16 protein-coding genes, 2 tRNA genes and 1 pseudogene are annotated in these 18,511 nt (G+C 72.0%); 10 read left to right on the forward strand and 9 right to left on the reverse strand.

Annotated features, from left to right (window positions below):
• Positions 1–215 precede the first annotated feature (215 nt).
• On the forward strand, positions 216–677 hold the full coding sequence (locus AB0447_RS30010) for a hypothetical protein (protein ID WP_366480027.1): 462 nt from the start codon (positions 216–218) through the stop codon (positions 675–677).
• A 69-nt stretch (positions 678–746) separates the two neighbouring features.
• Positions 747–917: a hypothetical protein gene (locus AB0447_RS30015; protein ID WP_366479978.1), complete on the forward strand. Its 171-nt coding sequence runs from the start codon at positions 747–749 to the stop codon at positions 915–917.
• A gap of 34 nt (positions 918–951) precedes the next feature.
• Here AB0447_RS30015 and AB0447_RS30020 read toward each other — a convergent pair whose 3' ends face one another.
• Positions 952–1,509: a CGNR zinc finger domain-containing protein gene (locus AB0447_RS30020; RefSeq protein ID WP_366479979.1), complete on the reverse strand. Its 558-nt coding sequence runs from the start codon at positions 1,507–1,509 to the stop codon at positions 952–954.
• Positions 1,510–1,668: 159 nt separating this feature from the next.
• On the reverse strand, positions 1,669–2,082 hold the full coding sequence (locus AB0447_RS30025; RefSeq protein ID WP_030011909.1) for an SsgA family sporulation/cell division regulator: 414 nt from the start codon (positions 2,080–2,082) through the stop codon (positions 1,669–1,671).
• A gap of 177 nt (positions 2,083–2,259) precedes the next feature.
• Here AB0447_RS30025 and AB0447_RS30030 point away from each other — a divergent pair, with 177 nt between their 5' ends.
• Together AB0447_RS30030 and AB0447_RS30035 are read left to right on the forward strand one after the other, a co-directional pair.
• Positions 2,260–2,697, forward strand: coding sequence for a TIGR02611 family protein (locus AB0447_RS30030; RefSeq protein ID WP_366479980.1), 438 nt, complete (start codon positions 2,260–2,262; stop codon positions 2,695–2,697).
• A gap of 67 nt (positions 2,698–2,764) precedes the next feature.
• Positions 2,765–2,836: transfer RNA gene (locus AB0447_RS30035), tRNA-Val, on the forward strand.
• Positions 2,837–2,948: 112 nt separating this feature from the next.
• On the opposite strand, the gene AB0447_RS30040 is transcribed toward AB0447_RS30035, so the two are convergent.
• A complete protein-coding gene (locus tag AB0447_RS30040; protein WP_366479981.1) occupies positions 2,949–5,321 on the reverse strand; it encodes a hypothetical protein in 2,373 nt (790 codons plus the stop codon).
• A gap of 84 nt (positions 5,322–5,405) precedes the next feature.
• On the opposite strand from AB0447_RS30040, the gene AB0447_RS30045 reads away from it, so the two are divergent.
• Positions 5,406–5,861, forward strand: coding sequence for an SRPBCC family protein (locus AB0447_RS30045; protein WP_366479982.1), 456 nt, complete (start codon positions 5,406–5,408; stop codon positions 5,859–5,861).
• Positions 5,862–5,900: 39 nt separating this feature from the next.
• A tRNA-Val gene (locus tag AB0447_RS30050) sits at positions 5,901–5,972 on the forward strand.
• Between the two features lie 62 nt (positions 5,973–6,034).
• On the opposite strand, the gene AB0447_RS30055 is transcribed toward AB0447_RS30050, so the two are convergent.
• Positions 6,035–6,760: a 3'-5' exonuclease gene (locus AB0447_RS30055; RefSeq protein ID WP_366479983.1), complete on the reverse strand. Its 726-nt coding sequence runs from the start codon at positions 6,758–6,760 to the stop codon at positions 6,035–6,037.
• Positions 6,761–6,936: 176 nt separating this feature from the next.
• Between AB0447_RS30055 and AB0447_RS30060 the strand changes: the two genes are divergently transcribed.
• Positions 6,937–7,482 carry a DUF4365 domain-containing protein gene (locus AB0447_RS30060; protein ID WP_366479984.1) on the forward strand — a complete coding sequence of 182 codons (546 nt, stop codon included), beginning with the start codon at positions 6,937–6,939 and terminating at the stop codon, positions 7,480–7,482.
• A complete protein-coding gene (locus tag AB0447_RS30065) occupies positions 7,482–8,666 on the forward strand; it encodes a hypothetical protein (RefSeq protein WP_366479985.1) in 1,185 nt (394 codons plus the stop codon). The genes AB0447_RS30060 and AB0447_RS30065 overlap by 1 nt, the downstream gene beginning before the upstream one ends.
• 432 nt (positions 8,667–9,098) lie before the next feature.
• On the opposite strand, the gene AB0447_RS30070 is transcribed toward AB0447_RS30065, so the two are convergent.
• Both AB0447_RS30070 and AB0447_RS30075 read right to left on the reverse strand, forming a co-directional pair.
• On the reverse strand, positions 9,099–9,749 hold the full coding sequence (locus AB0447_RS30070; protein WP_366480028.1) for a DinB family protein: 651 nt from the start codon (positions 9,747–9,749) through the stop codon (positions 9,099–9,101).
• 9 nt (positions 9,750–9,758) lie between these two features.
• Positions 9,759–10,196 (reverse strand): annotated as a pseudogene (locus tag AB0447_RS30075) (GNAT family N-acetyltransferase); the annotation flags it as partial.
• Between the two features lie 164 nt (positions 10,197–10,360).
• Here AB0447_RS30075 and thrS point away from each other — a divergent pair.
• Positions 10,361–12,337, forward strand: a complete 1,977-nt coding sequence (gene thrS / locus AB0447_RS30080) for a threonine--tRNA ligase (RefSeq protein ID WP_366479986.1) — start codon at positions 10,361–10,363, stop codon at positions 12,335–12,337.
• Positions 12,338–12,418: 81 nt separating this feature from the next.
• Positions 12,419–12,979 (forward strand): HIT domain-containing protein, encoded by a 561-nt coding sequence (locus AB0447_RS30085; RefSeq protein ID WP_366479987.1) that lies wholly within the window; start codon positions 12,419–12,421, stop codon positions 12,977–12,979.
• A 29-nt stretch (positions 12,980–13,008) separates the two neighbouring features.
• On the opposite strand, the gene AB0447_RS30090 is transcribed toward AB0447_RS30085, so the two are convergent.
• From AB0447_RS30090 to AB0447_RS30100, 3 genes are all read right to left on the reverse strand, one after another.
• Positions 13,009–14,202, reverse strand: coding sequence for a hypothetical protein (locus tag AB0447_RS30090; RefSeq protein WP_366479988.1), 1,194 nt, complete (start codon positions 14,200–14,202; stop codon positions 13,009–13,011).
• 138 nt (positions 14,203–14,340) lie between these two features.
• Positions 14,341–16,017, reverse strand: coding sequence for a hypothetical protein (locus AB0447_RS30095; RefSeq protein WP_366479989.1), 1,677 nt, complete (start codon positions 16,015–16,017; stop codon positions 14,341–14,343).
• A gap of 118 nt (positions 16,018–16,135) precedes the next feature.
• Positions 16,136–18,337, reverse strand: coding sequence for an elongation factor G-like protein EF-G2 (locus AB0447_RS30100; RefSeq protein WP_366479990.1), 2,202 nt, complete (start codon positions 18,335–18,337; stop codon positions 16,136–16,138).
• Positions 18,338–18,511: the final 174 nt, after the last annotated feature.

Genomic DNA, 18,511 nt, shown 5'->3' on the forward strand with positions numbered 1-18,511 from the left:
CGGCCCCGACACGCAGCAAGCTCCCCAGCCCTCATACAAGTAGCGAACTACCGAACACCGACCGTGACAAGACCAGCTAACAAAGCACTACTAGGGAGGAGCCGGAACCCGGAGATCTCCCGGAGATCCGTCCGGGATCCCGCGAGCGCATGGCCCGGACCGCCCGCCCCGGGGCAGGATGGACAGTGACGAACCCCCCAGGGCTGGAGGACCGCATGCTTGCCGAGACCATATGTTCCGCGGTGTCCGCGGCCGGCCTGGGCATCGCCGCGCTGACCGCGTACCGCAGGCGCTTCCTCTCCGCGACCCGGATCGCCGCGTACTCCCTGGTGCCGGTTGGCCTGGTGATGACCGGCGTGGTCGAGTGGCTGACCGGGATCGTCTTCAAGCCGTCGGTCTGGGTGGGCTTCGGGCTGCTGGGCCTGGCCTGGCTGCTGTTCACGACCACCCGCACGGTGGAGCGCCGCCGGCTGGGTACGGGCGGCGAGCAGGGCGGCAAGGCGGCGAAGAGGGTACGGGGCGGCAAGACGACCGGCCCGGAGGCCGTCGCCCCGGCCGCCTCCGCGCCCTCGCTCGGCGCGGGCGCCAAGCCGAAGGCGGGCCCGACCGCGAGCCCGGCCGCCGGCGGGGACGACTTCTCCGACATCGAAGCGATTCTGAAAAAGCACGGAATCTGACGAACTCCCGCACAAACGCGGGCGTGTTGAAGGGCGAACCGGGGCCGGCTGCGCCATCATCGCCCCGACATGCTCGACACAACGCAGGGCGAGCCGCCGGGACGGGTCCCCGTCTCCGCCGCCGCCGAGGAGCCGCGCGGCTGTCTCTTCGCGCTCTCCCAGCCGCCGCTGATGATCTTCCTGGCGGTGATCGGCACCCTGCTGCTGCTCGCCGCCGTGCACGATCTGTTCGTACTGTGACCCCAGGGACCGCAGTGGCCCAAGGCCCGCCGGGTTATTCCGCGGCTTCCTTGCGGCGCGCCCGGTACGCGGCGACGTGCAGCCGGTTTCCGCAGGTCCGGCTGTCGCAGTAGCGCCGGGACCGGTTCCGGGACAGATCCACGAAGGCGCGTCGGCAGTCCGGTGCCTCGCAGCGGCGCAACCGTTCCTGCTCGCCGGAGACCACGATGAAGGCCAGCGCCATGCCGCCGTCCGCCGCCAGGTGGTCCCCGACCGAGGCGCCCGGCGCGAAGTAGTGCACGTGCCAGTCGTAGCCGTCGTGGTCGGTCAGCTGGGGGGTGGTGCCGGCCGTGGCCACCAGCTCGTTGACGAGCGTGGCGGCCGCCTGGGCGTTCGGTGCGGCGAAGACCTGCGCGAACTTGCCGCGTACGGTGCGCACGCCGGCGAGGTCGCGGGCGCCGAGATCGCCGACGTCGCTGATCGAGTACTCGTTGACGAAGGTCCGCAGAGCTCCGACGTCCGACAGCCCGTCCGGCTCGTTGCCCTCGGGCGCGGTGTTCACCAGGGCGACGACTACCTCGAGCGCGCGGCGGGTGTCGTGGGGAATCTGCACGTGGCTGACTCTAGCGCTTCGTGCGAAAACCGCACCGGCGCTGTTCCCGCGGACGGCTTCCGCGGGAACAGCGCCGGTCATGCCATATGTGGCTGTCCGTTCCGCACCGTCGCCCCGAGTCGGACGGTGTCGAACGGCGGTCGGGCTGGCTGGTGCCTCTCAGCTTTCAGCCAGGATGTGGGAGAGCTCCTTGTCGAGGTCGAAGTGCCGATGCTCGGTTCCTGGTGGAACCGCGGCGTCGGTCCGCTTCAGGAACGACTCGAGTGCTCGGGCGGGTGCTTCGAGCAGGGCTTCTCCCTCCGGTGAGCTCAGGGCGATGCAGACGACGCCCTGACCGTGGCTACGGGACGGCCAGACCCGGACGTCTCCGGTACCGGTGGGCCGGTGCAGGCCCTCCGCGAGGAGGTCGCGGGCGAATACCCATTCGACCGTCTCCTCGGCGCCGGTGTGGAAGGTGGCGTGCACGGCGTAGGGGTCGGCCGTGTCATACCGCAGGCCCGCGGGAACAGGCAGAGAAGACTCGCTCGACACAACGAGGCGCAGGTGCAGCTCGCAGCTGACCGTGGTGTTCATAAGCGCCAGGGCCTTTCGCTCAGTGTGCGCTCGGGGATTCGCACGTCGGCGAAATCGACATGCCACCTACGGTGCCGTTGTAAACCCCTCTGACCGTTTTGCGGACCTTCGGGTCCCTCGGACGGCGGATCGAAACGCTCATTCACGTGTGCTTTCGGCTCCGGTAGATTCAGGCTCATGAATACGGGGAGTGACGAAGACAAGACCGCCGAAACGCCCGAGTCGGAGCAGCCGCAGCCGCTGCCCCACGTCTCGAAGGCGCCGGCGTTCATCAAGGCCCGCAGGGGCCTGCACCTGAGCTGGCAGGTCGGCGTGTTCATCGTCGGCCTGGCCGTCATCGGAGCCGGTGTCGCCATGCTGGTGCTGCCCGGCCCCGGCTGGGTCGCGATCTTCGCCGGCCTGGCGATCTGGGCCACCGAGTTCGCCTGGGCCCACGTGGTCCTCGCCTGGACGAAGCGCAAGGTCTCCGAGGCCGCCCAGAAGGCGCTCGATCCCAAGGTCCGCCGCCGCAACATCATCCTGACCACCACCGGGCTGGTGATCGCCGGCGCACTGATCGGCTTCTACTTCTGGAAGTACGGCATGACCATGCCCTGGAACATCAAGGAGCAGTGACCCGGCGCCGGCCGGTCGGTGATGGTCAAGAGCACCGCTGACATGGGGTAATGTTTGCGGTGCGCCCGGGCGATTAGCTCAGTGGGAGAGCGCTTCGTTCACACCGAAGAGGTCACTGGTTCGAACCCAGTATCGCCCACCCGGACGAAGGCCCGGAGACTTCATCGAAGTCTCCGGGCCTTCGGCGTTCCCGGGGGCCGGGGCACCGGAGCGCGCCCCCGGAGGCCCCCCGGAAGCCCCCCGAGCCCGGCCTACCGCAGGCGTCCGATCGCCTCCCGGAGCCGCCGCGCGTCCCGCAGCCGCTTCTCGTACGTCGCCCCCACCGCCAGCAGCAGCAGACCCGCCAGGGCCGGCGGCAGCCAGCGGGGCAGCGCGCCGACCACCTGGACCACGTACGGCATCAGCTCGTGCAGCGCGACCAGCACCAGCACCGCCCCGCCCAGCAGCAGCGGAGCCTGCAGCCGGCGGTGCGCCCCGGCCAGGGTCACCCCCAGCGCGCCCAGCCCCAGCAGCAGCGGCCGCAGCCAGTGCCCGTCGCCCCAGGCCGCGACCAGGCTCGGCAGCAGGGTGGCCGCCAGACCGGGCCCGTACGCCGCCCAGGACGAGGCCTGCGGGTCGCGACGCCGCCGCAGCCACCCGACGGCCAGCGCGGGCACCGTCACCGGCAGCGTGTACGCCTCCGGGACGCTCACCCCCGACGCGGCCAGCCGCACCCAGGTCGCCGCCAGGAACAGCCCCCCGGCGGCCAGGCCCACCCGGCGCCGCTCCGGCCGTACCGCCGCGCCCGCACACACCACCCCGGCCAGCGCCAGCAGCAGCGCCAGCCAAGCCGGCTCCCCGGCGGCCAGAGCCACCGCGAGCGCGCCCGCCACCGCCGCAGCGATCTCCACCGGCACCCGCGGCACCGCACCCGCCTCCCGCGGCGGCCGGACCGCCACCACCGCAGGCACGGCCAGCACCAGCAGGCCCCACCGGTGCACCGGCAGCTCCAGCACCGCGGCCAGCGCCACCAGCAGCCCAGTCGCGTACCCGACCGCCACCACGGCGGCTCCCGCCCGCACCGGGTACGGCGCGGACCGGTACCCCGCCCCCGCCGCGAACACCGCCCCCAGCAGCCCGAACACCGCGAAGGTCGCCGCCCGGCCGTCCAGCGCGGCCGCCGACACGGAGGCCGCCCCCAGCAGGGCGCACACCGCCGCCACCACTCCCGCGGCCCGCCCGCCCCACCGCAGCGCCAAGGCCACCGCCGCCCACGTCACCACGACCTGGACCGCCAACACCGCCGGCCCCGGCAGCTCCAGCACCATCGGCGCCAGGAACAGCCCGGCCCACCCCGCAGCCACCGCCGCTTCCCGCGGCCCCGGCCGGCGCAGCACCCGGTCCAGCCACCCGCCCGCGGCCGCCACCAGCAGCAGCACCACCGGAACAGCCGCACCCGGCCAGACCACCTCGACCGCCGGCTCCGAACCCGCCCACACCTCGCCCAGCACCCCCAGGCGGGACGTGAGCGCCAGCCCGGCCGCCGGCAGCACCGCCACCACCGACAGCGCCGCGACCCCCGCACCCGCCGCCGTCAGGCCCTGCCGCACCGGACGCGGCCAGCCCGGCGCGCGCACCGCCGCGAGCAGCGGCAGCGCCACCAGCAGGTAGACCACCACCAGCCAGTCCGAGTCCGGCGCCGGCCGGAGCACGCCACCGGCCGCCCCCACCGCCGCGCAGCCGCCGACCGCCGCGAGCACCCGCCCCACGACCGGCGAAGCCCCCGAGCCCCTCCACGCCACCGCCACACACCCGGCCGCGCCCACTGCCAGCAGACCCGCCGGCGCCGGCGTCTCCGACCGTGTCCCGGCCGCCAGGACCGCCGCCAGCCCGGTCAGCAGCGCCCCCGACCCCAGCACCGCACCCGACACCCCCGCGAACCAGGCCGGCACCGACCCCGCCCGCCCCCACAGGACCAGCAGCGCATCCAGCCCCGCCGTCACCAGCAGCGCCCAGCCCACCCCGGTCGGCCCCGCCTCCGAGGCCAGCGCCGCCAGCGGCAAAGGCAGCTGCGCGGCCAGCACCGCGGCGGGCAGCGGCATCCGCAGCTTCCGCAGCCCCAGCCCGTACCCCGCCCACACCGCCGCCAGCAGCCCCGCCGCCCACGCCGCGTACGCCGTGCCGTCCGCGTCCGGCAGACCCACCGCGTACAGCGCATAGGCGTCCAGCACGGTCAGCGTGAGCCCCACCGCCGCCACCGACTCGGCGGTGGAACCCAGACCCCGGTGCAGCAGCAGCGCCGGCGCCGCCAGCGCGGCCGCCGTCACCACGGCCAGCACCGCCGCCCGGCCCCCGATACCCATCGACCCCCAGCTCACCAGCGTGAACGCCAGCGCCGCCACCCCCAGAAGCACCGCGCCCAGGGTCAGCAGCACGTTCTGGGCGCCGGGCGCCGAGGCCTCGGCGGGACGGGCCGGCGGAGACCACGGCCGGGCCGGGTGGGCCCACGGCTGCGCGGCGGCGGCCTGCAGCTGCCCCAGCAGCCAGGACCGGCGGCCCAGCAAGAAGGTACGGCGGGCATCGAGTTGAGCCAGTTCACGGTCGACGAGCAGCAGCTCCTCGGCCGGCGGCAGGGCGTTTTCCATGGTTCGCAGTGTGGTGCCGGTCACGCGCCGGGCACATGGGTACGCATACTCATCTCCGTACCCGTACAACAGGAAGACCGGCCCGTGGACTGGAGTCACTACCACTTCCGCAGCGTCTGGGAGCTCGCCGCCCCGCCCGCCCGGGTGTACGCGGTCCTGGAACGCCCCGCCGACTACCCGCTCTGGTGGCCGCAGATCCGGAAGGTGACCCCCGACCCCGCCGACGAACGGGCCGGCACCGCGGTGTTCCGGTCCCTCCTGCCGTACGACCTCCATGTCACCGCCGCCCACCGGCTGGCCGACCCCGCCCACCGGGTGCTGGAGGTCACCCTCGGCGGAGATCTCGAAGGCTGGGCGCGATGGACCCTCACGGCTCTCGGCGCCGACCGCACCCGGGCCGTCTACGAACAGGAGGTCGTCGTCCGCAATCCGCTGATGCGACGCCTCGCGGTCCCCGGCAGGCCCCTGTTCCGGCTCAACCACGCCCTGATGATGCGCTCCGGAAGGCGCGGTCTCGCCGCCTACCTGGAAGCGGTTTGAACGAACCCCCACCGGGCCTGTATTGTTCAGTGCGTTCCCGGGCGATTAGCTCAGCGGGAGAGCACTTCGTTCACACCGAAGGGGTCACTGGTTCGATCCCAGTATCGCCCACCGGGAGAAGCCGGTCCGTCTCAGACGGACCGGCTTTTTCGTACCCGGACCCGAGTGCGGGCTCACGCCGCCGTGGACAGCTCCGGCCGCACCGGCCAGTGCGGATCCACCGCCTCCTCCGAACCGTTGCGGGCGAACCAGGCCTGAAGCCCGCGCGCCTGTGCCGCGTGCCACACCGCCTGCAGGGTGTGCAGCTCCGCCGGACTCAGCCGCTCCAGCCGGGCCGCGAACCGCCGCCCCACCGCCCGGACCACCTCCAGCGAGGCCAGCGCGTCCGCCGCCGCGTCATGCGCCTCCGCCAGCTCTATCCCGTAGTGCGCACACAGGTCCGTCAGCGTCCGCCGCCCCTTGCGGTAGCGGTCCAGATGCTTGTCCAGCACCCGCGGATCCAGCACCGTCAACGGCCGGTTGTCCAGGTACCGGCTCAGCGAGGAGGCCCGGTGCCGACGCAACTCCCGGTCCAGCAGCGTCAGATCGAACGGCGCGTTCATCACCACCACCGGCCGCCCCGCCACCTGCTGCTCCGCCAGCGTCCGGGCTATCTCCTCCACCACCGGAGCCGGCCAGCGCCCGTTGCGCTGAAGGTGCTCATCGGTCAGACCGTGCACTTCCGTGGCGCCCGGCGGCACCGGGACACCGGGATTGACCAGCCAACGGGTCGCCCGGGCCCGGCCGCCCGCACACTCCTGGACGACGATCGCGGCGGACACGATGCGGTCCTCCTCGACGTCCACCCCGGTGGTCTCCGTATCGAATGCGGCCAGCGGGCCCTCATACCAGCGCGTCATGGCGAACTCCTCGTCCCCGAACGGCAGGCGAGGCCTGCCCGAGACCGTGATACCCGGCTGCTTTGCCCCGTACGCCGTTTGCCGCGCGCCGGTCACGGCAACAACACCCTTGGGGGACCGTACAGGTGAGCGGTCGTCACGATCCGGCCAGACGAGCCTGGAAGGCATGGGGAGCCATGGCGCTCGCGCATCCCGAGCCGGGTGAGGTGCTGCGCGGCAGCCTCGCCACCACCGCCTGCATGGAAACCCTCCAGGTGGGCTATCTGCACGCCGTCGCGGCCGCGGCCGGCTGCTCGCTCTCCCAGCCCTTTCCGGACAACGGCATCGACTGGCACGTCAGCCACGGCGCGGCCGAGCACACCGTCGACGACGAGGTGACCATCAAGGTGCAGCTGAAGGCCACCTACCAGGTCGCGGCCCGGCCCCCCGGGCCGACCTTCGCCTTCACCCTCGACAACGAACACCTGGTGAAGCTGGCCCGGACACCGGTCGCCGTCCACAAGATCCTCGTGGTGATGCTCGTACCGCGGGAGCGCCGGGACTGGCTGAGCGCCGGACACGACGGGCTCGACCTGCGGCACTGCTGCTACTGGACCAACCTCGCCGGTCACCCCGTGACCGGCCGGCGCCGCACCACCGTCCGGATCCCCACCACGCGGATCTTCGACGACCGGGCGCTCTGCGAGATCATGACCCGGGTCGGGTCGGGAGGGACACCCTGATGCACTGGCATTCGCCGCACCTCGAACCCCGCGCACCCGACACCCCGGACCTGGACCCGGTCGGGTCCCGCCCCGACCCCGGACAGGTCGATCCGGCCGTCCTCGCCGCCCTGCTGCACCGGCACGGCTGGCAGCGGCGCGGCGGCGAGCCCGGCCGGTACGGGCGCTGGACACCGCCCGGCGGCCGGCCCGGCACCAGCCTCCTGCTGCCCGAGAACCGGGGCTTCCCGGACTGCACCGACCTGCTGGAGGAGGCGCTCACCGCCCTCACCCGCAGCGGGACGACCTCGGCCCGCGAAGTGCTGTACGGGCTGACCGTGCCGAGCGACGAGATCCGCTGGGCCCGCGACACGGCCCCGGAGGGCGAGGCGGGCTGGACCGTGCAGGAACAACTCCGGTCGGCCGCACGGCAGCTGCTGCTCGCCGGGGCACTCGCCGACCGGGCCCGGGCCGGCTACTACGGCGCCCGGCACCGCGCCCAGGCCGAACGGGCCCTGGACGCGGTGCTGGTGGGCCCGGCGCCGGGTGGCCGCCGGCTGACCGCGTACGTGCCGGTGGACGGGGGCCGGGGCATGGTCACCCGGCTGCACCACGCGCTGCACGCGGCCCGCGAGGCGGTGGACTACCGGCGGGCCACCGGCGGCATGGAGGCCTTCGACGCGGCCGTCGCGGCCGGGGTCAGCCGGGAGCTGGCGGACGCGCTGATCGCGTTGGTGCACGGCTCGGAGGGGGCGGCGGTCTCGCTGGCCTGGGCCCCCGCGGCCGGCGTCCCGGCAGGCTGCGCGGCCCGCCCCGAGCCCGTCGAGTTCTCCCCGGGCGACCTCCCCGCCCTGCGCGAGGCGGCCGCCCGCTACACCCGCGACGAACCGGCGGTCCCGGTGCGGCTGGCGGGCGCGGTGGTCCGGATGCGGAGGTCGGCGCCGGGGGGCGGCGGCACGGTCCGGCTGCGCGTGCTGTCCGGGGCGGAGATCCCGTACGTCCGGGCGGTCCTGGACGAGGAGTCGTACCGGGTGGCGGGGCATGCGCATCTGGTGGGGGTGCCGATAAGGGTGAGTGGGCGGTTGCAGGGGAGGGGTGGGTTTCGGCGGCTGACGGATGTGGGGGAGGTGAGCCCGGTGCCGCTGGACGAGGTCGAACGGGACCGCCTCCTGAAGTCCCTCGACGACGACCACCCGGACGACTGACCTCGCCTTGGCCGGCATCGCCAGCCTTGTCGCGGGTGGAGCTCCCGGCCCCCGGGCCCCTGCTGGCTGGTTGCCGCGCAGCGGCAATTCCAGTCCCGCCGGGCCCCCTCCAGTCCCGCCGGGCCCCCTCCAGCCCCGCCGGGCCCCCTCCAGCCCCGCCGGGCCCCCTCCAGCCCCGCCGGGCCCCCTCCAGCCCCGCCGGGCATCTCCAGCCTCGCCGGCGTTTGAGGCGCGGGGGTCCGGGGGCTGGCCCCCGGCAACGGCGCCGCACCCGGGCCCGGACCCGCTGCGAAGCCGGGGCGGGGGTGGGGGCCGCTGCGCGGAGCTGTTCCCCTACCCGCCCCTTCCCGAACTGGGGCTCCGCCCCAGACCCCGCTCCTCAAACGCCGGAGGGGCTGGAAGTGCCAAGCCCCGGCGAGGCTGGAACTGCTGCTAAGCCGAAGGGCGGGGGAGCGTGTGGGTGTAGAGGTCGCGGAGGAGGGCGATTTCGGCGCCGTGGTGGAGGACCTCCTGGTTCACCCACCACACGGTGTCGATGAACAGGTCCTCAGGATCGCTCCCGTACGGGTACGCGCTGTACCCCACCGTGTCCAGCGCCACCTCGTCCGCCCGCAGCAGCACCCCCCGCCAGGCCGCCGCGGCCCGCTCGTACGCCGCGACCGCCCCGGCCGCGTCCCCGGGCGTCTCGAACTCCTCCCGGGTCAGCGACCGGCTCCCGTCCGTGTGGTCCGCGCGCAGGGTGAGCATCTCGGTGAGGTGGCTCAGCCGCCAGGCGATGGTGGTGAACGGCGGCGGCTCCGGGTGCGGGGCCGGGGCGGTGTCCCGGCCCCAGGCGCCGCGGCCGGACAGCAGGGTCGCCCGCGGGCCGGGCCCGTCGGAGTGCCGGCGTACCGACCAGCACCCCGGCACCGGCTCCCACAGATACTCGGCATCGGTCATCGGCGCGTTCCCGACCTCCGTCCCGTTGCCGCTGTCCCGGACCGGGAGGGACAACCGCGCCAGCAGCCGCTCGCTCGCGTGGCCGAACTGCTCCAGCAGCGGCGCCAGCCGGGCCGGGACCCCCGGTCTGCGGAAGGAGGCCATCCGCAGCCCCGGCACCGGCTCGAAGTCCTCGCCCCGGACGAACCCCAGCCGCTCGTACAGGGCGACCGCCGGCCCGTTCGCCGCACCCGTGGTCACCTCGCCGGCCCGTCCGACCGCCACTTCCGCCAGGAAGTACCGGACCAGCTGCGCCCCGATGCCCTTGCGGAACCAGGCCGGGTCCACGCACAGCCGGTCGATCCGGGCCGGGCCGCCGGCCGCCGGTTCCTCCCAGGCCAGGAAGCCCGTGAGCCCGCCCTCCGCGTCGGCCGCCCCCACCCAGCGCAGCGGCCGCGCCCGCAGCTCGGCCAGGCTCTCCCGCAGCCCCGGGATCCCGTCGAAGCCGATCAGTTCCGCCTCCACGGCGTAGGACGCCCGCCCCAGGCGGTGCACGGCCTCCGCGACCGCGTCGTCGTCGAGGTCCAGCGGGCGTACCAGCGGTTCGGGCATGGGAGCGTCCCCTCCAGGGTCCGGTGTCTGCGGGCTCCGTACGGACCCAACTCTCGCCGCGATCGGGGCCCACCGGTAACCGTTTAGCGGACGGCCCGCCCCGCTCGGTACGATTCAGGCGCGCGCAGTGTCCGCTCGCGCACCCTTTCAGGCAGGAGAGACCGGTGTCAGACGTCCGTGTGATCATCCAACGCGATTCCGAGCGGGAAGAGCGCGTGGTGACTACGGGCACTACGGCAGCGGACCTCTTCTCCGGTGAACGCACCGTCATCGCGGCGCGCGTCGCGGGCGAGCTCAAGGACCTCGCGTACGAGGTGAAGGACGGCGAGAGCGTCGAGCCGGTGGAGATCTCCTCCCCGGACGGCCTGGACATCCTCCGCCACTCCACCGCGCACGTCATGGCACAGGCCGTGCAGGAGCTCTTCCCGGAGGCCAAGCTGGGCATCGGCCCGCCGGTCCGGGACGGCTTCTACTACGACTTCGACGTCGCCAAGCCCTTCACCCCCGATGACCTGAAGGCCATCGAGAAGAAGATGCAGGAGATCCAGAAGCGGGGACAGAAGTTCGCCCGCCGAGTGGTGACGGACGAGGCCGCGCGCGAGGAGCTCGCGGACGAGCCGTACAAGCTGGAGCTCATCGGCATCAAGGGCTCCGCGTCGACCGACGACGGCGCGAACGTAGAGGTGGGCGGCGGCGAGCTGACCATCTACGACAACCTGGACGCGAAGACCGGCGACCTGTGCTGGAAGGACCTGTGCCGCGGTCCGCACCTGCCCACCACCCGGAACATCCCGGCGTTCAAGCTGATGCGCAACGCGGCCGCCTACTGGCGCGGCAGCGAGAAGAACCCGATGCTCCAGCGCATCTACGGCACCGCCTGGCCGTCGAAGGAGGAGCTGAAGGCCCACCTCGACTTCCTCGCCGAGGCCGAGAAGCGCGACCACCGCCGGCTCGGCAACGAGCTGGACCTCTTCTCCATCCCGGACGAGATCGGCTCCGGCCTCGCCGTCTTCCACCCCAAGGGCGGCATCATCCGCCGCACCATGGAGGACTACTCGCGCCGCCGGCACGAGGAGGAGGGCTACGAGTTCGTCTACTCCCCGCACGCCACCAAGGGCGCCCTCTTCGAGAAGAGCGGCCACCTGGACTGGTACGCGGAGGGCATGTACCCCCCCATGCAGCTCGACGGTGGTACCGACTACTACCTCAAGCCCATGAACTGCCCGATGCACAACCTGATCTTCGACGCGCGCGGCCGCTCCTACCGCGAACTCCCGCTGCGCCTGTTCGAGTTCGGCACGGTCTACCGGTACGAGAAGTCGGGCGTCGTGCACGGCCTGACCCGGGCCCGGGGCTTCACCCAGGACGACGCGCACATCTACTGCACCCGTGAGCAGATGGCGGAGGAGCTGGACCGCACGCTCACCTTCGTGCTGAACCTGCTCCGCGACTACGGTCTGACCGACTTCTACCTCGAGCTGTCCACCAAGGACCCGGAGAAGTACGTCGGCACCGACGAGGCGTGGGAGGAGGCCACCGCGGTCCTCCAGCAGGTGGCCGAGAAGCAGGGCCTCCCGCTGACCCCCGACCCGGGCGGCGCGGCCTTCTACGGCCCGAAGATCTCGGTGCAGGCGCGCGACGCCATCGGCCGTACCTGGCAGATGTCGACCGTGCAGCTGGACTTCAACCTGCCCGAGCGCTTCGACCTCGAGTACACCGGCCCGGACGGGTCGCGCCAGCGCCCGGTCATGATCCACCGTGCACTGTTCGGCTCGATCGAGCGGTTCTTCGCGGTGCTGCTGGAGCACTACGCGGGCGCCATGCCGCCGTGGCTGGCCCCCGTCCAGGCGGTCGGCATCCCGATCGGCGACGCGCACGTCGAGTACCTGCAGGAGTTCGCCGCCGAGGCGAAGAAGAAGGGCCTGCGGGTCGAGGTCGACGCCTCCTCCGACCGGATGCAGAAGAAGATCCGCAACCAGCAGAAGCAGAAGGTCCCCTTCATGATCATCGTCGGTGACGAGGACATGGCCGCGGGCACCGTCTCCTTCCGCTACCGCGACGGTTCGCAGGAGAACGGCGTCCCGCGCGACCAGGCGCTGGCGAAGCTCGCCGACGTGGTGGAGCGCCGCGTTCAGGTGTGATCCGCCCCCGCGCACACGGGCCGGGCCCTCGGGAAGCGATCACTTCCCGGGGGCCTTATCCGTACCGACCGGCAAGGTCATATGCTGCTTCCCATGACGAGTGAGCCGGAGCAGCAGAACGGCGTTGGCACGCATGACGGGTTCCAGCGTCTGTGGACCCCTCATCGGATGGCCTACATCCAGGGCGAGAACAAGCCGACCGGCCCGGAGGCCGGGGACGGCTGTCCCTTCTGCGGGATTCCGGAGATGTCGGACGAGGACGGCCTGGTCGTGGCCCGTGGCAAGCACGTCTACGCGGTGCTGAACCTCTACCCGTACAACGGCGGGCACCTGATGGTCGTCCCGTACCGCCACGTCGCCGACTACACCGACCTGGACGTTCCGGAGACCGCCGAGCTCGCCGACCTCACCAAGCGGGCCATGATCGCGCTCCGCAAGGCCTCCGGCGCGCACGGCTTCAACATCGGCATGAACCAGGGCAGCGCGGCCGGCGCCGGCATCGCCGCGCACCTGCACCAGCACATCGTCCCCCGCTGGGGCGGCGACACGAACTTCATGCCCATCGTCGGCCACACCCGCGTCCTCCCCCAGCTGCTCGCAGAAACCCGCCAGATGCTGTCCGACGCCTGGCCGGAGGGCTAGCGGGCCCACAGGTCCGCCGCCCTCCCGGGTCAGGGATGCGAAGTCGTCTGGTGCTGGTGGCCGTGCACGGCATCCATGAGTGCTTGGCCCTGGGTGTCGACGAACTTGGTGAAGAGCTGTTGGGAATAGCCGAAGACGATGGCCCAGGCGATGATCTGGGCCGAGGAGTCGAGAGCGCTGAGCCCGGGAATGAAGCCGCCTCGCATGAGCAGCAGCCCGAGGGGCGCGGTCAATGCGCCCATCGGCAATTTCAGGAAGGCGAGGGCCACGGGCACGTTGTACGGCAGTGACGTGCCTCTGATGCGGCGCAGGGCGGCTGCGGCGGCGACGGAGGCGGACAGGGCACCGATGATCTCGACGACGAGATAGTCCTGGACCTGCGCGGCGTCCTTGAGCAAGTACGTATCTGGAACCATAGGCGCGGGGCGGACCGCGAGGCGACTCATGGTCGGGCAGACGATCTGGTACCGCCCCCCGTTCTCCGGGATGAAACACAGCGGGACCAGGTCTCCCCACCTGAACCCGAGGACCGCCAGGACGACCGCCGCGATGAGCAGCCCCCAGGCGACGGCCAGGACGATGCGTACGAAGCTCCGTACGCGGAGCGTCTCCTTGCGCAGGAGGCGTCGCGCGAGACTGACCGTCTCGGCGAGGAAGGCCCGGTCGCTGGTGGTGAGCGGGCTGCCGTCCTCCCGGAGGGCGTGCGCGATCTCCGTGGCCCGAATGCGCTGCGCATCTCCGCTGTCGAACTGATCATCGATCAGGCTGAGCATCTGGGGGAGCAGCGCCTTGATGTCGTCTCCCGAAGCCATCCAGATCATGAGGTTGAGCGCGGTGTCGACATGTGACTGCGCCACCCCCAGGTGGGAAGCGCGCCTCATGAGGGCATGGGTGTGGTGCTCGAGTACCGCTGTGGCGATCTTCAGTTCCTGGCGGGCCCGTGCGGCGTAGAGCGGTGCCACCTCGCGCCGGTCGGGATCCAGTAGCGCGTGACTTTCAGCCGCCGCGAGGATCGGCTCCAGCTCGCCGATCCGCGCGAGCAGCGCCTCCTTCTGCTCCCATGGACCCATCTCCCTGCGTGAGGCCCACACCGGGGTCTTCTTGCCGACGTTGCGGAGGAAGGGCCCCAGGCGGCCCCGTTGCGACGACTCCTCCTCGTCCGACGATTCCTGGTTCTCCCGCGAGGTGTGTGCCCTCGCGTCATCCGTGGGCTTGTCAGCCATATGGACCGCCTTACGTGGGGTCCTGCATCTGTTGAGGTGTTAGCTCAATCGACGCGGAGCCACGCGGGCTTGACGGGTTTCCATCAGATGGAGGGCGCGTTTTCCTGCAGAAACGATTGGCGAGCGACCGGCATCTCCTTACGCGTCGTAGACGTCCGCCTTGCGCGGGGCCGCTTCCTGGACCATGCCGCTGAGGATCATCGAGCGGTTGGAGAAGCGGTCGATGTCGCAGCCGTTCTCCTCCAGGACCCGCATCGCGGCGGCGTGCACCACGCGCAGGACCGGGGTGGCGGCGCGCATCGCGTCGTCCGCCATGAAGCGGTGCCGCCACATCGAGCCCGCCCAGACGTGCCGGGCGCCGAAGGGTTCGGGCAGGATCAGCTTGCCGCCGAGCCAGTCGAGGACGGGCGGGTACCAGGTGAGCGGGGCGCGGACCATGAGGCGGACCACCTCGGAGGTGTCGCAGACCGGCAGCATGCGCTCGGTGGTCTCCCAGAACCGGAGGGTCTTGGCGACCTCGATCTTCTTCGGCTCGGACTTGGTCGTGAACAGGCCGTGCACCGGGCCCAGTGCGTGGCCGGTGACCTCCACCCGGAGGGTCTGGTAGAGCACGGTCACGGTGACCATCATGGTGATCACCAGCTGGCCGTCCCACAGCGGCCACTGGATGCCCAGGTAGTGCCGGTTGCCGGCGCTGAACTGCTGCTCGTTGCAGATCCGGGTTATCTCGTGCGCCTTGACCTGGAAGGCGTCCACGTCCGTGCCGCTGGGCCGGGCCACTTCCTTGGCGCCCTCGCCGACCGGGGTGACGATCCAGTGCTTGATCTCCGGGGTGGGGAAGCCGCCCGTGTGCAGCGGGCCGCGTTCGATCAGGCGGAGCTGGTCGTGGATGGCGCGGATCACGTCCCAGCTGCGGAAGGGGTGGATCTCGGTGCCCTCGACCCGCGGGGCGAGCTCCTCCGCCAGCTGCCAGCTGCCCCAGCGGGTGCCCATGCCGAGGATGCCCTTGGGACCGGCGTAGAAGACGGAGTTGCTGCGGTCCTCCGCAGTGAGCTTGGCCAGCTGGTGGCGGAGGTCTTCCGCGGACTTGTCACCGGGGTTGCCGGGGACCGCCTCGGGGATCTTGGCGCCGATGCCGTCGCCGGCGAGCAGGCCGTCCCAGCGGGAACGCATGTCGACGGCGGTGGCCTCGCAGAGCCGGCGGGCCAGGAACCAGCCGACCACCGGAGCGATGATCATGCCGCGCAGGTAGTACGCCCAGAAGCCGGTGTAGGGCAGCTTGAACATCAGGACCGCCACCCCCAGGCCGATGATGACCAGCACGGTCGTGCCCAGCCAGGAGGTGTGCCTGTTCTCGCTGCCGGCGAGCATCTTGCGGATCTGGAACAGGGCCAGCCACAGCAGCATGCCGGGCAGGAACAGCACCCCGAACACCAGGGTGATCAGGCGCAGCCTGGAGTCGCGTTCCTTGCGGAGCCGGCTGGCGGCCAGGCAGTGCTCGACCACGGTCTGCGGGTCGGCGCCGAAGGACTGGATCAGCGGCTTGCGCGCGGCCCCGAGCATCCGGGCCTCCACCGCGCGGCTGAAGGCCTCGCCCAGATTCGGCTTGAAAATGGTGGCCCAGGAGCGGCCGGCCTTGATGGTGGACTCGTGGTACTCGTTGTTCGCCTTGAGGATGTCGTCGAGCGGGCTGTCCCGGTACGCGGCGGAGGCGAGCGCGTTGGTCGCCGCGGTCTGGCCGCCTGCCCCCTGGAGCGGGATCTGCGCTCCGGGCCTGAAGTCGAAACCGTCGTCCGCCACCGCTGCCGCCCCCATCGTCGTGCCGTGTTGTGCCGTGCTGTGCCGTGTTGTCCCTGCCCCAGGGCCTATGGGACAGGGAAATGCCGCCCACCGCAAGCGCGTTGGGTGGGCGGCCGGTCACACGCTATGACAACTAGGTTCCCCTCTCCGCCTGTTCGCGAATCTTGTCGGCCAGCTGCGGGGGCATCGGCTCGTGCCGCGCATAACTGCGGTTGAAACGGCCGGTTCCGTGCGACACCGAGCGCAGATCCACCGCGTACCGGTCGATCTCGATCTCCGGGATCTCGGCACGCACCAGGGTGCGGCCGGGCCCGGCCTGCTCGGTGCCGACGACCCGGCCGCGGCGCCCGGCCAGATCGCTCATGACCGGCCCGACGTACTCGTCCGCGATCAGTACGGTCAGTTCGGCGACCGGTTCGAGGAGGTGGATCCGGGCCTCGGCGGCCGCCTCGCGCAGGGCCAGGGCGCCGGCGGTCTGGAAGGCGGCGTCGGAGGAGTCCACCGAGTGCGCCTTGCCGTCGCGGAGGATGATCCGTACGTCGACCAGCGGGTAGCCGGCCGCGACCCCGCGGGCCGCCTGGCTCCGTACGCCCTTCTCCACGGACGGGATGAACTGGCGCGGGACGGCCCCGCCGACCACCTTGTCGACGAACTCGATGCCGCTGCCGGGCGGCAGCGGTTCGACCTCGATCTCGCAGATGGCGTACTGGCCGTGGCCGCCGGACTGTTTGACGTGCCGGCCGCGCCCGGTGGCCCGGTCGCCGAAGGTCTCGCGCAGGCTGACCTTGTGGGGCACGGGGTCGACCTGGACCCCGTACCGGGTGCGGAGGCGTTCCAGGGCGACGTCCTGGTGGGCCTCGCCCAGGCACCACAGGACCACCTGGTGGGTGTGCTGGTTCTGTTCCAGCCGCATGGTGGGGTCCTCGGCGACCAGCCGCGCCAGCCCCTGGGACAGCTTGTCCTCGTCGGCCTTGCTGTGGGCCTCGATGGCGAGGGGGAGCAGCGGGTCGGGCATCACCCAGGGCTCCATCAGGAGCGGGTCGTCCTTGGCGGACAGGGTGTCGCCGGTCTCGGCGCGGGTGAGTTTGGCCACGCAGGCCAGGTCGCCGGCGATGGCGCGGGTGAGGGTGCGCTGCTGTTTGCCGAAGGGGGCGGTGAGGGCGCCGATGCGTTCGTCGACGTCGTGGTCCTCGTGGCCCCGGTCTTCCAGCCCGTGGCCGGAGACGTGGACGGTCTGGTCGGGCCGCAGGGTGCCGGAGAAGACCCGGACCAGCGAGACCCGGCCGACGTAGGGGTCGGAGGAGGTCTTGACGACCTCCGCGAGCAGTGGGCCGTCGGGGTCGCAGGTGACCTCGGGGCGGGGCACCCCGTCGGGGGTGGTGACGGTGACCGGGGCGCGTTCCAGCGGGGTGGGGAAGCCACCGGTGATCAGCTCGAGGAGTTCCACGGTGCCCAGGCCCTGGCGGGCCCCGTCGGCGGCCGGGGCGGCCATCAGCACGGGGTGGAAGGTGCCGCGGGCGACGGCCCGCTCCAGATCGTCGATCAGGGTCTTGACGTCGATGTCCTCGCCGCCGACGTAGCGGTCCATCAGGGACTCGTCCTCGCTCTCGGCGATGATCCCCTCGATGAGCCGGTTGCGGGCGTCGGAGATGAGGGCGAGCTCGGCGGGGTCCGGGTCGCGTTCGACGCGTTCCCCGGAGGTGTAGTCGTACACCCGGCGGGAGAGTAGGCCGAGCAGCCCGGCCACGGGGGAGTGGCCGTCCGGACCGGCCGGTCCGTACAGCGGCAGGTAGAGGGGAACGACGGCGTCGGGGTCGTCGGCGCCGAAGATCTCGCCGCAGACCGCGGTCATCTGCGCATAATCGGCCCGGGATGCCTCCAAATGGGTGACGACGATGGCCCGGGGCATCCCGACGGCCTGGCATTCCTCCCAGACCATGCGGGTGGCCCCGTCGACCCCGTCGGCCGCGGAGACGACGAAAAGGGCCGCGTCCGCGGCGCGCAGACCGGCCCTGAGTTCCCCGACGAAGTCGGCGTATCCGGGGGTGTCCAGGATGTTGATCTTGATTCCGCCCCATTCGACCGGGACGAGCGAGAGCTGGACCGAGCGCTGCTGGCGGTGCTCGATCTCGTCGTAGTCGGAGACGGTCCCGCCGTCCTCGACCCGTCCGGCCCGGTTCACAGCCCCCGAGGTGAGGGCCAGGGCTTCGACCAGGCTGGTCTTTCCGGCACCGCTGTGGCCGACCAGCACCACGTTCCGTACGGAGGAGGGCCGGTCGGCCGCCAGTGCCCTGCCGGCGGCTCCGGGCTGTTGCGTGTGTGATTTGTCGCCCATGTTGCTCGTGCCTCCCGGTGCGACGGTGAGGAGGATGGAGTCATTGAAGCTTTGCACCGGTGTCACCCACCGTCCATACGTAAGTGACACAACGGTGGGTGCGCGGCGTCGGCCGCCCTGGGCGCTGGCTACGATGGGCCAGCCGGTGGCCGAGGTGGCCGTGCGGCCCAGCGA

It is taken from the genome of Streptomyces sp. NPDC051211 (genome assembly GCF_040689505.1).
GTDB lineage: Bacteria > Actinomycetota > Actinomycetes > Streptomycetales > Streptomycetaceae > Streptomyces.

Coding starts and splice junctions, on each gene's coding strand:
- AB0447_RS30010 (WP_366480027.1), top strand. CDS start 216: ATGCTTGCCGAGACCATATGTTCCGCGGTGTCCGCGGCCGGCCTGGGC.
- AB0447_RS30015 (WP_366479978.1), top strand. CDS start 747: ATGCTCGACACAACGCAGGGCGAGCCGCCGGGACGGGTCCCCGTCTCC.
- AB0447_RS30025 (WP_030011909.1), bottom strand. CDS start 2,082: ATGAACACCACGGTCAGCTGCGAGCTGCACCTGCGCCTCGTTGTGTCG.
- AB0447_RS30030 (WP_366479980.1), top strand. CDS start 2,260: ATGAATACGGGGAGTGACGAAGACAAGACCGCCGAAACGCCCGAGTCG.
- AB0447_RS30040 (WP_366479981.1), bottom strand. CDS start 5,321: ATGGAAAACGCCCTGCCGCCGGCCGAGGAGCTGCTGCTCGTCGACCGT.
- AB0447_RS30055 (WP_366479983.1), bottom strand. CDS start 6,760: ATGACGCGCTGGTATGAGGGCCCGCTGGCCGCATTCGATACGGAGACC.
- AB0447_RS30060 (WP_366479984.1), top strand. CDS start 6,937: ATGGCGCTCGCGCATCCCGAGCCGGGTGAGGTGCTGCGCGGCAGCCTC.
- AB0447_RS30065 (WP_366479985.1), top strand. CDS start 7,482: ATGCACTGGCATTCGCCGCACCTCGAACCCCGCGCACCCGACACCCCG.
- AB0447_RS30070 (WP_366480028.1), bottom strand. CDS start 9,749: ATGGCCTCCTTCCGCAGACCGGGGGTCCCGGCCCGGCTGGCGCCGCTG.
- AB0447_RS30085 (WP_366479987.1), top strand. CDS start 12,419: ATGCTGCTTCCCATGACGAGTGAGCCGGAGCAGCAGAACGGCGTTGGC.
- AB0447_RS30090 (WP_366479988.1), bottom strand. CDS start 14,202: ATGGCTGACAAGCCCACGGATGACGCGAGGGCACACACCTCGCGGGAG.
- AB0447_RS30095 (WP_366479989.1), bottom strand. CDS start 16,017: ATGGGGGCGGCAGCGGTGGCGGACGACGGTTTCGACTTCAGGCCCGGA.
- AB0447_RS30100 (WP_366479990.1), bottom strand. CDS start 18,337: ATGGGCGACAAATCACACACGCAACAGCCCGGAGCCGCCGGCAGGGCA.